General features: G+C 56.0%; 8 protein-coding genes. 5 read left to right on the forward strand and 3 right to left on the reverse strand.

Annotation, left to right across the window (positions count from 1 at the left end; translation table 11 throughout):
- Positions 1-2: 2 nt before the first annotated feature.
- Complete coding sequence (locus J2X72_RS10080; RefSeq protein WP_310071431.1) at positions 3-920, forward strand: methyltransferase domain-containing protein; 918 nt, start codon at positions 3-5, stop codon at positions 918-920.
- Here the strand turns inward: J2X72_RS10080 and J2X72_RS10085 are convergent.
- From J2X72_RS10085 to J2X72_RS10095, 3 genes are all read right to left on the reverse strand, one after another.
- The gene (locus J2X72_RS10085) at positions 917-1,711 is read right to left on the reverse strand and encodes a TIGR02186 family protein (RefSeq protein WP_310071434.1); all 795 of its coding nucleotides are present in this window, start codon (positions 1,709-1,711) and stop codon (positions 917-919) included. The genes J2X72_RS10080 and J2X72_RS10085 overlap by 4 nt on opposite strands.
- A complete protein-coding gene (locus J2X72_RS10090; protein WP_310072189.1) occupies positions 1,708-2,640 on the reverse strand; it encodes a sulfite exporter TauE/SafE family protein in 933 nt (310 codons plus the stop codon). Before J2X72_RS10090 ends, J2X72_RS10085 begins: the two co-directional genes overlap by 4 nt.
- Positions 2,641-2,844: 204 nt before the next feature.
- Complete coding sequence (locus J2X72_RS10095) at positions 2,845-6,147, reverse strand: peptidoglycan-binding protein (protein ID WP_310071436.1); 3,303 nt, start codon at positions 6,145-6,147, stop codon at positions 2,845-2,847.
- Between the two features lie 448 nt (positions 6,148-6,595).
- On the opposite strand from J2X72_RS10095, the gene J2X72_RS10100 reads away from it, so the two are divergent.
- From J2X72_RS10100 to J2X72_RS10115, 4 genes are all read left to right on the forward strand, one after another.
- Positions 6,596-8,389, forward strand: a complete 1,794-nt coding sequence (locus tag J2X72_RS10100; RefSeq protein WP_209998058.1) for an acyl-CoA dehydrogenase C-terminal domain-containing protein — start codon at positions 6,596-6,598, stop codon at positions 8,387-8,389.
- A gap of 63 nt (positions 8,390-8,452) precedes the next feature.
- Positions 8,453-9,625 (forward strand): acyl-CoA dehydrogenase family protein, encoded by a 1,173-nt coding sequence (locus tag J2X72_RS10105; RefSeq protein WP_310071439.1) that lies wholly within the window; start codon positions 8,453-8,455, stop codon positions 9,623-9,625.
- Positions 9,626-9,652: 27 nt separating this feature from the next.
- Positions 9,653-10,861: an acetyl-CoA C-acetyltransferase gene (locus J2X72_RS10110; protein ID WP_310071442.1), complete on the forward strand. Its 1,209-nt coding sequence runs from the start codon at positions 9,653-9,655 to the stop codon at positions 10,859-10,861.
- Positions 10,862-10,874: 13 nt separating this feature from the next.
- A complete protein-coding gene (locus tag J2X72_RS10115) occupies positions 10,875-13,094 on the forward strand; it encodes a 3-hydroxyacyl-CoA dehydrogenase NAD-binding domain-containing protein (protein WP_310071444.1) in 2,220 nt (739 codons plus the stop codon).
- The last annotated feature ends 130 nt before the right edge of the window (positions 13,095-13,224 follow it).

Genomic DNA, 13,224 nt, shown 5'->3' on the forward strand with positions numbered 1-13,224 from the left:
AGATGGAGCGCGCGTTTCTATCTTCCGGCGATCTGATTGCCGACCGTCGTGCGTCCTATGCTGATATGCTATTCGAAACCGGAGACTATGGTGCGGCTGCCGACCTCATGCGGCAAGCACTGGAGATAACTCCCAATTGGACTGCCGGCCTTTTTCGGCTTGGCGAGATGCATGAGGCGGCGGGGCAGGGTGATGCCGCGGCTGAGGCTTGGCGAAAATTGCTGCAGCTGGAACCGGACGATCGCTTTGGCGCAGGATTGAAGCTCGCGGCAACCGGCCACGCCGCCCCGCCGGACACACCACCGACAGCCTATGTCGAAACCCTATTCGACGCTTATGCGCCAACCTTTGAAACAGCGCTTTTGGAGAGATTGGAGTACCGAGTCCCCGAACTGCTGGCGAACGCCATCAAGGTGGCCGAGCCGGAACGGCGTTTCCGCTCCGTGCTTGATCTTGGTTGCGGTACCGGCCTGATGGGTCCGTATTTCCGTGCCTATGCCGATGAACTAGTCGGGGTGGACCTCTCCGAAGCCATGCTGCAGAAGGCTGCCGAAAAACAAGTTTATGACACCCTTGTCAAAGGCGATGTGAACGGACTCGATACGCCTGCCCAAAGCGCCGATCTCATCGTTGCGGCGGATGTCTTTGTCTATGTTGGTGATCTCCACCGTGCGTTCAACAATGTCGCCGGGGCGCTGGTACTGGATGGCTTGTTCGCATTTTCCGTTGAGAACCATTCGGGCGACGATGAGTTGATCCTCCAGCCATCGCTACGTTACACCCATTCCGAAAGCTACGTTCGGCGGGTCCTGGCGGAGAATTCCATGACATTGGTAAGTCTGCAGCAGGAGATGATCCGTCTTGATCGGGGCGAACCCCTGCACGGGCTTATTGTCGTCGCGAAGCCTGACGTCTATTAGTCTTTGCGGAATACCAAGCGTCCCATCCAACCGGTCACGACTGCAAGGAACACAGCAAAAAGACCATAAAGCAGGCTGTATTGGTTGGCGGCGCGGTAGATGCGAAACTCAAGACCCGCTTTAACAATGTTGAGACTTGTCGAGCTTTCACGCAAAAACTCACCATTGCGAAACAGATATGCGCGCGCAATATGCTTGCCTACAGGCACATTAGCGGGCAACGAAAGGGTGGCACGGAACAACGTGGATGACAGGAATTGCACGTCGCCGGGGCGTTGATTGTACAGACGCTGTTTGAGTTTCAGCCGCGGTAACTCCTTGGTGAACTCCTTGAGGGATTCGCTCGATCCAAAGCCGTCAGGCATTGGCTCGTAGAAGATATTGTTGACCCCTAGGCTAAGCTGGCCGAATATTTTCGGCGTTGCTATATCCTGCAGATTGCGGGTTGATGCGAGCGAATAGGATGCCGGAATGTGTTGGAATGACACGGATTCCGCATTGACCCAAATGCCAAAGAATCGGTCCTTGCGTCGCACGACAAAGTCCCTCTCGGGACCTTCGAGAACCACAACGATATCATAGCGACCTTGTCGCTGGATCAACGGATCGGCATTGTCCAACGCACCGAAAACCGTCAGGTCAGTGCCTCGGAAGCCGGATGTGATCGCGATCGTGTCAGTGGAGAGACCGATTTCAATGGTCTCCTTGTTGCCAGGCAATTGCTGTGCGTGAGCCTGCTGTCCCGCAAGAAGTGCAATGATCAGAACTAGAGCACCGGCGCGCGTATTCATGGCGCCCTCGTGGCGAGCGCAACCGCGACAGAGTAAAGATCATCGGGCGTGACGAAAAGTTCAATCGCGAGACGCAGACCAACCGCTAGGACCAGCATAGCCAGCAGCGCGCGCAGTTGTTCGCCGCGCAATTTCTGGCCGATGCGGGCGCCATATTGGGCGCCGATCACCCCGCCGGTCATCAAAAGCATCGCCAGTACGATATCGACTGACTGATTGGTGGTTGCCTGCATCACAGTGGTGAAGGCTGTGACGAAAACGATCTGATAGAGGGACGTACCAATGACCACATTCGTCGGTACCTTCAACAGGTAAATCATTGCGGGAACCATGATAAACCCGCCGCCGACACCCATGATCGAGGAGAGAAACCCTATGGCTCCACCAAGCACCAAAACGGGGATGATGCTCACATAAATCTTCGAGGCGCGGAACCGCATCTTGAAGGGCAGCCGGTGTACCCAATTATGCTGGCCTGGCTTCTTCAAATTGGAGAGCTGGCCAGCTCTCGTCCTTCGCATGGCCTGAAGGCTCTCATACAACATCAGACCGCCGACGGTGCTAAGAAAGACGACATAGAGAAGCGATACTATGAGATCGAGCTGGCCAAGTTCGCGCAACACAACAAAGACATAAATACCGACGCCTGCACCGGCGATACCGCCTACAACCAGTAACGAACCTAGCTTGACGTCGAGGGTGCCGCGTTTGAAATGGGTGAGAGCCCCGCTGAATGACGAAGCAATGACCTGGTTTGCGCCAGTGGCAACCGCAACAGCAGGTGGAATATTGTAAAAGATGAGAAGCGGCGTTATCAAAAAACCGCCACCAACGCCAAACATACCCGATAAAAATCCTACCGCCGCGCCCATAAAAAATAGCACGAAGACATTGACCGAAATCTCGGCGATAGGCAGGTAAATACCCAATGCGAACCCCAAACCCATTATGGTGTCACGACACCGTCGTACCACCACAATGACAGCAATTCTTTAAGGTTTCTTGCCCGCTTGCCGGGCTCAAGTCAAATTCTGGCTGAGGGCCCTAATACATTGCGGCTTAAACGCGAATCCCTGTGTCGCAATAGCGTTGCTATAATGGTTTTAAGAGAGAAACTTATCCCCTTGGCACGGTCAGCCATTCTTCCTGAGTAAATTGCGAACCAGATCCTTGTCGATATTGCCGGTGGGCTTGAGCCCATTGTCCTTCTGGAACGCCATGATCGCGTCGCGTGTTTTAGAGCCTATTTTACCGTCCGAACCGCCGGCATCATAGCCGTGCTTGTTGAGGATGAGCTGAACGTTGCGGATCGCCTTTTCCATATCGATCGAACCGGTCGTCGTCGGGCTTTCCCGCCAATCCGCGGGCACGTTGAGGGCGTTGGCGTCCGGATTCAGCTGTTTCGGCTTCCAAAGCTCTGTGGCAGCCTTCGCGCGTTCAAGCTGCTCGGGAGACATGATCTTGGCCACGTCGTCTCGCTTCTGAGCAGCGTCCCTATCACCGGCATTGGCCGCGATCGCGAACCATTTATAGCTCTCTTCCAGATTCTGTGGCAGGCCCACACCCTTGGCTGAAAGAATGCCGAGATTGAACTGGCTGTCCTTGACACCGAGTTCGGCTGCCTGGGTAAACCAACGCGCGGCGGCTTCGTTGTCTGGAGCTGTACCATCGGCTCCGGCGGCAAATAGGACGGCGAGGTTGTGCATGGCGCTCGCGTTGCCCTGTTCGGCGGCAAGCTGATAATAAGTCTTGGCTTTCGCCAGATCGCGAGTAACACCAAGGCCCTTCTCGTAGAAGTTGCCGATACGGTATTGCGCCGGCGCGAAGCCCCGTTCTGCAGCAAGGTTGTACCATTCGGCTGCTTTGGCGAAGTCATTGCTGACACCGCGCCCATCCATATAGTTGTTACCGATTTCGAAAAGAGCCTTGCTGTCGCCGCTTGCTGCCGCATCGCGCAGCGCTTGGGGTCCAGCCTCAGTCGGAATTGCGGGGATAGCTGTGGTCGATGCAGTATCGATGACCGGTACCACCGGCGTGGCGTCCATGGTGGATGGTGTTGCTTGTTGCGTGGCGATAACCGCTTCCACGCTGTCCGGTGCGGGCTGTGAGGCAGCCAGTTCCTTCGGTGCGCTGTTTTCGGCCGGAGTTGTAAGTACCTGAGTCTTTGCTTGCTCGACAGGTTGTGGTGCTTTGGTTGCAGCATCCCCTACTTGTTCGGGTGGCGTAGGCCGGGCAATGGATGCTTTTTCAATTCCGTCCGCATGGTTCAGATATGCATTCTTCAGTTGCAGACCTGCAATTGCGATCATGATCGCGCCGATCGCCAAGAGAATTGGCTTGCGCTGGCGTGTAAGCAGGCTGTCCTTGGCAACGTCAGCCCTGTCAGACACCGGGGTGCGCTTCTGGCTCTCGACTTCCGAGGCTGCTGCTTGAGCAGCGCGCCGAGCGGCGGCGATAAAATCGGCCTTGCCTTCCGATGTACCGCCGGCAAGTGGCATATCCCGGCGGTCGTCGCGAACGCGCTTCAGGATAGAATTCAGATCTGGCATACCGGAGCCAGGCTCAAGCGGACGATTGAGAATGTTCGGATCCAGATCGACTTTATCCGTCTTTTTTGCCTCCTCGACGACATCGATTTCTATGTCCTGTGGAAGCATTTCCTGTTTGCTGCGTCCCTTCAGGCCGCGGGTAAGGCTGCGGAAGAGAGATCTTTTTTCGTGGGTTCCCTCTTCGGCAACATCCGTACGCGTCGCTTCCGATGGCAGTTCCTGGCTTGTCGAGAAGATCGCAGCATCGAGAACCGGCCCGACATCCATGGGGGAATCGTAAGCCAGCGTAGCTTTCATCGCTGGCGCTTCGGGGATGACTGTGTCTTCAATCCCGGCTGCAGGGGGCCTGTCGACCGGAGCCGGCCCGCTTTCGAGCGAGGCAAGCCGGTCAACTATCTTGAGCAGCGTATCGTGGATTGCCTCGAACGTCTTGCTGTTCCGCTCTTCGGATTTGCGTGAAAGCTTTTCCAGCGTCTTCAAGTCGGCGGCGAGTTCGCGGGCAATCATGCTATCGTGGTCGCTGCCAAAACTGGCAGTGTTGCGGATCGCCTCGATCGCAGCGTTTCGGGCAGCCTCCACGACGAAATCACGGTTTGCCGCCATTGATTCTTCGATCGCGTCGAGGCGTGGTGGGATAGCGGACATTTCGGCGTATCGATCATTCGATTGAGCAAGATGCTCGGCCAAACCCGCAATCTGCAGTTCAAGACTGCGAATGACATCGTGCGTATTCTCGGTTTGCGGCATGTTTTGCGCAATGTAGCGTGCCATGTCCTCGAAACGGGCTTCGATATTATCGGTCAGGCGAATGTCGCTGTTCTCGCTCATCAAGTGGTGGTCGTCGAGACGGCGCGTTAGTTCTTCGAAGCGCTGATCGATCTTTTCGATGAACTCGGGATCAACCGCTGGCTGCGGTAGGGTTTCAAGCTTTTCGATGATCTGCAGTACGCGGCTTTCAAGGTCGCGGAAATCAGAGATATTGATCGCCGCCGGTGCGGTCTGCAAATGGCGCATCACCGCCGACAGCTGTTCAGACAAGATGTCAAGACTGATCGCAGGTGTTTTGCTCTGCTCGGTAAGTTGATCAACACGCTCGGCGAGTTCGCCCATACGCTTGAGGATGGTATCCGAGGTGCGGTCGGGCGACGTCAGTGCGGCAATGCGCGCCTCCAGGCGTTCGAAGGCATCGACTTCGATTGATTGGCCTGAGGCTGGTTGCGAGGTAGCAACGATGGCGCGGCTGATCTCGTCAAGTCGTTCATCGAGCTGCTGCATGTATTTGGAAGGCAGCGAGGTGCCACTTCCTGTAGTCGAAGGGTTGCGTTGTACAAAGGCATCGAAGCGTTCATCGATTGCATCCCAGCGATCGCCAAGATTCTGTACCGATTCTTCGCGGGCCAATGTATTGACTGTGCGCTTCAATTCATCGAGATCCCCGCGCAGCATGGAAAGATGACCCGTCTCCGCCTGGCTTGCAGACGCTCGATTGAACGGGCGCTCACTGGAAGCGGTTGACCGGCTGAGTCTGCCAATCGTTTCGCTGTGTGGTTCCGCAGAGTTGATGGGCGATTTGATCTCGGCTTCCATCTCCTCACGTAGCTGTTTGAGTTGAGCGGCAATTGCCGAGAGGTCATACTTGTTTGAAACAGGCGCGGGGGTTGCTGCAACGTAACGGGAGGTGGTCAATTGACCCGCACGAGAGGCGAGAGCGGCAAACCGATTGGCAATATCCTCGCTCTCCGGAGGATTCTCTTTCTTCGGCTCCATTGCACCCCGCAACTGACTTTCGAGATCCTCGAGCGTACGGTTGATACTGTCGAGCGACGTCGCATCACGGCGTGCGCGATTTACATTGACCTGTTCCATTAGTGACCTCTGGTTCGTCATGGACGTCTGCTCGAGTTGACGCCACACCGTGGCGGGTGAAAAACCATCGCTCTGAGGAAACGGCCAATAGCGCTGTGCGCGTCGGGGCCAAACCGGAGAGCCAGGGCTTGCGCCCCATGCGATCCGACAAGCCGTGAAAAACAAATCACACATAGACACGGTTCACCGTCATCGTGACATTGGCGAAACGTGGTAAACAACTGGTTAAGACCCTGTATGAAGTGGTTAAAAAAGTATTTGGCCGGCTTAATCCAAGAACGGATCTTCGCCCCGAAAAGGGGCGCCGCGGACCTTCAAAGTGGTGACAGTGGGCGTAAATGCGTCGGTAAAAAAACGAACTCGAGACAATTTTGACGTTTACGCAAACGTCAAAATTTGCTAGATTGAATGTCATCACAACGGCGCCATAACTCGTGTGCCGTTTTTGCTTTGTTTTGGAGGAAGCCTGATGCCGAGCTATCGCGCGCCTGTTGAAGACACGCTGTTTATCTTGAACGACGTACTGGGTTTTGAACGCTACGGTAATCTACAAGGTTTTGGCGACGCATCGCCGGATATTGTTGAAGCCATCCTCAGCGAAGGCGCCAAGCTAGCCGAGAATACACTGTTCCCGGTTAACCAGATTGGTGACCAAGAAGGCTGTGTACGTCACGATGACGGTTCGGTAACGACTCCAGCGGGCTACAAACAAGCGTTCGATCAGTATCGCGAGGGCGGCTGGGTTGGCCTTGCCGTGCCGCAGGAATTTGGCGGTCAGGGTCTGCCATACGCGCTGCACGTGGCGGCGGGTGAATATATGGCTTCGGCGAACATGGCGCTCGTCATGTATCCCGGCCTGACGCAGGGCGCCATTGCGGCAATTCTCACGCACGGCACCGACGAGCAGAAACAGACCTATTTGCCAAAAATGACCGATGGTACGTGGACAGGCACCATGAACCTTACGGAGCCGCACTGCGGCACCGATCTCGGACTGTTGCGCAGCAAGGCTGTGCCGAATGCCGATGGTTCGTATCGGATTTCCGGCCAAAAGATTTTCATTTCTGCCGGTGAGCACGATATGGCCGAGAATATCATTCACCTGGTTCTCGCTCGCATCGAAGGCGCACCGGAAGGTACCAAGGGTATTTCGCTTTTCATCGTGCCGAAGTTCAATCTGGACGAGAACGGCAATCCCGGGACGCGCAATGGCGTATCCTGCGGTTCAATCGAAGAAAAGATGGGTATTCATGGCAATTCGACTTGCGTCATGAATTATGACGAAGCGACCGGCTACCTGATCGGCGGAGAGAACAAGGGTCTGCGCGCCATGTTCACAATGATGAACGAGGCGCGCCTGGGCGTTGCACTGCAGGGTCTGTCCATCGGCGAGATTGCCTACCAGAACGCTGCCATCTATGCGCGCGACCGTATCCAGGGGCGAGCGCTGACGGGACCAAAAGAGCCAAATAAGAAGGCCGACCCGATAATTGTCCATCCGGACATTCGTCGTATTCTGTTGACGATAAAATCCTTCAACGAAGCCGGCCGCGCCTTCATCCTGTGGTCAGCATTGAAATCGGATATTGCTCATCGCTCCGGTGACGAGGCCGAAAGACAATTGGCGGATGACATTCTCGGCCTGATGACACCGGTGTTGAAAGGTGTCCTGACCGACAAGGGCTTCGAACACGCCTGCATGGCGCAGCAGGTCTTCGGCGGCCATGGTTATATCGAAGAACACGGTATGAGCCAGTATGTGCGGGATGCGCGTATCGCCATGATCTATGAGGGTGCCAATGGCATCCAGGCATTGGACCTCGTCGGCCGTAAGCTCGGTGCCAATGGCGGACGTGCTGTCATGGCCTTCTTCAAGGAGGTCGGCGATTTCTGCGAAGAAAATCGCGGCGACGAAAGGCTGTCGTTCTTCACGAAGCATTTGAAGAAAGGCCTCAATGACCTCCAGGCGGCATCCATGTGGCTCATGCAGAACGGCATGGCGAATCCTGACAATGCGGGTGCCGCTTCGACCGACTACATGCACCTGTTCGGCCTGGTCTCGCTCGGTTACATGTGGGCGCGAATGGCCAAGGCATCCCATACCAAACTTGCTGAAGGCGCCGGCAACAAGGCCTTCCATGAGACCAAGCTCGTCACGGGCAAGTTCTTCATGGAGCGCGTCATGCCGGAGACGTCGGCGCATCTTGCTCGCATTCAGACGGGAGCGGATACGATGATGGCGCTCGCTGCCGAAGCATTCTAAGCTAACGCACGCTCATTTCGAGCCGCGTCTCGCGGCTTCTTTACTATTCTCGGGAGGTTTGTAATGGGTCTGCGACCGGAAGAAGTATTGGGTGTTCCCAAACCCGACTGGAAGACTGACGACGTTGTGATGCTGGAAGAGATGGCCACGAAATTTCTCGAGGCCGAGGTTCTTCCGCACTACGACCGCTTTGAGAAACAGGAAATGTTCGACCGTTCGGTCTGGGAGCTTGCCGGTGAGAACGGGCTTTTGTGCGCCTCGATGCCGGAAGAATATGGTGGGGCAGGTGGCACCTATGCGCACGAAAGCGGCATTCTTGAAGCGATCAGCCATGTCGGTGTCGACGGCTTCGGCATAGCACTGCACAATTCCATCGTTGCTCCCTATATCCTCCATTATGGGTCTGAAGAGCAAAAACAGAAATGGTTGCCGAAAATGGCGACCGGTGAGCTAATCGGCGCCATTGCCATGACTGAGCCCAGTGCGGGCTCGGACCTCCAGGGTGTAAAGACCAGTGCGAAAAGGGATGGCAATCACTATGTCATCAATGGGTCGAAGACATTCATCACCAACGGTCAACTCGCGAATCTGGTCATCGTCGTAACCAAGACCGATCCAGCGCAGGGCGCGAAAGGCACTTCGCTCTTCGTCGTGGAGACTGACGGGCAGCAAGGTTTCGAACGCGGTCGCAATCTCGACAAGGTCGGGCTGAAGTCCAATGATACCTCTGAACTGTTTTTCAATGACGTCCGAGTGCCTGCGTCCAATCTGCTTGGGACGGAAGAGGGACAGGGTTTCGTCCAGCTGATGCAGCAATTGCCACAAGAACGGTTGCAGATTGGCGGGACTGCTATTGCCATGGCAGAACGCGCCATTGCGATTACATCGGACTATGTCAAGGAGCGCAAGGCTTTCGGCAAGGCTGTTATCGAGTTCCAGAACACACAGTTCAAACTGGCCGAACTCAAGACGGAGGCCACGATCGGCCGCGTTTTCTACAATCATTGTGTCGAGCGCCATCTGAATGGCGGGCTCGATCCCGTTACGGCTTCAATGGCAAAGTACTGGCTGAGCGACTTGCAAAACAAGGTGGTCGACGAGTGTCTGCAGCTGCATGGCGGGTACGGCTATATGAACGAATATCCTATTGCCCGCATGTTCCGCGACGCGCGCGTCCAGCGGATCTATGGCGGCACCAACGAAATCATGAAGCTTTTGATCGCCCGCAGCCTCTGAGCTGCCGGTTCGAACAGGGAGAATGAAATGACTGACGCATATATTTACGACCACGTCCGCACGCCGCGTGGCCGGGGCAAGAAGGACGGCAGCCTGCACGAAGTGCCTGCCGTTCGTCTCGGCGCTCATGTGCTCGAGGCGCTGCGCGATCGTAACGGCCTCGATACGGGCCTGGTCGATGACATCATCTATGGCTGCGTCGATCCGGTCGGAGAGGCTGGCGCTGTTATCCCGCGATCCTCCGCCTTCGAAGCGGGCTATGATTTCAAGGCGCCGGGCATGCAGATATCGCGTTTCTGCGCATCTGGTCTTGATGCAGTGAATTTCGCCGCCGCCAAGATCGTGCAGGGTGCGGATGACATCGTCATCGCCGGCGGTGTTGAATCCATGTCGCGTGTCGGCATGGGCATGTCGGGTGGTGCTTGGTACATGGATCCGTCGGTCGGCCTGCCAGGCTATTTCATGCCGCAAGGCGTTTCCGCTGACCTGATCGCCACGAAATATGGCTTCACTCGCGATGATGTAGACGCCTACGCAGTTGAAAGCCAGAAGCGAGCCGGTGAGGCCTGGCAGAAGGGTTACTTCAAGAATTCGGTTCTCGAGATCAAGGACCAGAACGGCCTGACGATTCTCGATCATGACGAGCATATGCGGCCGACCACGGACATGCAGGCACTGGCTTCGCTCAATCCATCCTTCGTGATGCCTGGTGAAATGGGTGGCTTCAACGCTGTCGGCATTCAAGCCCATCCCGAAGTCGAGACAATCAATCACGTCCACCATGCCGGCAATTCATCTGGCATTGTTGACGGCGCCGCAGGCGTATTGCTTGGGTCAAAAGTTGCTGGCAAAGCGATCGGCTCAAAGCCGCGGGCCCGCATCCGCGCATTCGCCAACATCGGTTCGGACCCGGCGCTGATGCTGACCGGCCCAGTCGACGTGACGGAGAAACTCTTGAAGCGCGCCAAGATGAAGATTTCAGACATCGATCTCTTCGAACTGAACGAGGCGTTTGCTGCTGTGGTGCTGCGCTACATGCAGGCCTTCGACATTCCGCGCGACAAGATCAATGTCAATGGCGGCGCAATCGCCATGGGGCATCCGCTCGGCGCCACAGGGGCAATGATCCTCGGCACTGTTCTTGATGAGCTGGAGCGCCGGGATCTCAACGTTGCGCTCGTTACACTTTGTATCGGTGCAGGCATGGGCACCGCAACCATTATCGAACGCGTCTGAGGAGATAAGAAAGATGAGCTATACGAACTTCAAATTCGACGTAGACGCGGACGGTATTGCACTCGTAACCTGGGATATGCCGGATAAGTCCATGAACGTCTTCACCGAAGCGGTGATGAAGGAACTCGACGCCATCGTCGATCGGGTTGCGAAGGATGAAGCAATCAAGGGCGCGGTGATCACCTCCGGCAAGGACACTTTCTCCGGCGGCGCCGACTTGACCATGCTGAAGCGCATGTTCCAGCTTTTCCAGGAAGAGAGGGCGAAGGACCCGAAAAAGGCGGTCGAGCTTCTGTTCGAAAATACTGGCAAGATGGGCGGCCTTTTCCGCAAGCTGGAAACATGCGGGAAACCTTGGGTTTCGGCAATCAACGGCACCTGCATGGGAGGCGCATTCGAGATGTCATTGGCCTGTCATGGCCGCGTCGTTTCCGACGACCCGTCGGTGAAGATGGCCCTGCCGGAAGTCAAGGTCGGCATTTTCCCTGGCGCTGGCGGCACGCAGCGTGTTCCTCGTCTGACCAACCAGCAGGACGCCCTGCAGATGATGACGACCGGTTCCAGCCTGACGGCCTCACGCGCCAAGGCGATGGGGCTGGTGCATGAGGTCGTTCCGGCCAAGAAGCTGGTTGAGTCTGCCAAGAAGATGATCAAGGCCGGTCTGAAGCCGGTACAGCCATGGGACGAGAAGGGCTTCAAACTCCCGGGTGGTGCCATCTATTCGCCAGCGGGCGCCAATCTCTGGCCGGCGGCAACGGCAATCCTCCGCCGTGAGACCTATGGCAATTATCCGGGCGCGGCCTCCATACTGAAATCGGTGTATGAAGGCCTGCTAGTCCCGTTCGATACAGCACTCAAGATCGAGCAGCGGTACTTCACCAAGATCCTGCAGACGACAGAAGCGGGAATGATGATCCGTTCCCTGTTCGTATCATTGCAGGAACTGAACAAGGGCGCCCGCCGTCCAGCTGATGTCAAACCGACGAAATTCAAAAAAATCGGTGTTATCGGTGCGGGCTTCATGGGAGCGGGCATCGCCTACGTTACTGCCAAAGCCGGCATTCCGGTAGTGCTCCTCGACCAAAGCATCGAGGCTGCGGAAAAGGGCAAGGCGCATTCCGTCGAGCTGGTTACCAAGGAAATGCAGAAGGGCAAGGCTACTGCGGAAGAAAAGGAAAAGCTTCTCGGCCTGATCACACCATCGGCAGATTATGCCGATCTCGAAGGCGCGGATCTCGTCATCGAAGCGGTTTTCGAAGATCGTGAAGTCAAGCGGATCGCCACAGAAAAGGCGGAAGCCGTGCTGAAGCCGGCCGCGATTTTCGCATCGAACACGTCGACGCTACCAATTACCGGCCTTGCCAAGGTCTCGCAACGTCCTAAGAATTTCGTCGGAATTCATTTTTTCTCGCCCGTCGACAAGATGCTGCTGGTGGAAGTCATTCTTGGCAAGAAAACTTCGGACAAGGCGCTTGCCGTTGCGCTTGACTACGTACGCGCAATCAAGAAGACGCCGATTGTGGTCAATGACACACGCGGCTTTTACGTCAATCGCTGTGTTCTGCGCTACATGTCGGAAGCATACAACATGCTCATCGAAGGTGTTCCGCCCGCAATGATCGAAAATGTCGCGCGCATGGCGGGCATGCCGGTGGGTCCGCTGGCGCTCAACGATGAGACGGCGATTGATCTGTCGCAGAAGATCCTGAAGGCCACGCTGACCGATCTGGGCCCAAAGGCAATCGATCCACGGCATGTGGAGCTCGTCGACACGCTCGTCGATAGATATGACCGGCGCGGTCGTAAGAACGGCAAGGGCTTTTACGATTATCCGGCGAAGCCTGCCAAAAAGCATTTGTGGCCAGAGTTGAAGACGCTCTATCCGCAACAGAACCCGGACAAGATCGACGTCGAGGTACTGAAGCAGCGCTTCCTGTTCACGATAGCGCTGGAAGCGGCACGCGTCATGGAAGAAGGCATTGTCACTGATCCACGTGAAGCGGATGTGGGGTCGATCCTTGCCTTCGGCTTCGCACCCTACACTGGCGGCACCCTTTCCTACATCGATGGGATGGGCGCGGCAAAGTTCGTCGAAATCGCCAAGGGCCTGCAGCGGAAGTATGGCACACAGTTCAAAGCGCCGAAGCTCTTGCTCGACATGGCTGAGAAAGGCCAAACCTTCTACGACCGTTTCAATCCTTACGCCGCAGAGGAAAAAAAGCAGGCTGCTTGACAGGGTGGAGAGAAATAGGTCCCTGGTGCGTGGTTCAAGAAGTTCATCTAAAGCGTGCTTGCCGACGTCGAAAGGATGTCGGCAAGCACGATTGGTTATTGATACCTGTAGAACCACGCATAAAAACTGT

Origin of the sequence: Phyllobacterium sp. 1468, assembly GCF_031455525.1 — a bacterium.
GTDB lineage: Bacteria > Pseudomonadota > Alphaproteobacteria > Rhizobiales > Rhizobiaceae > Phyllobacterium.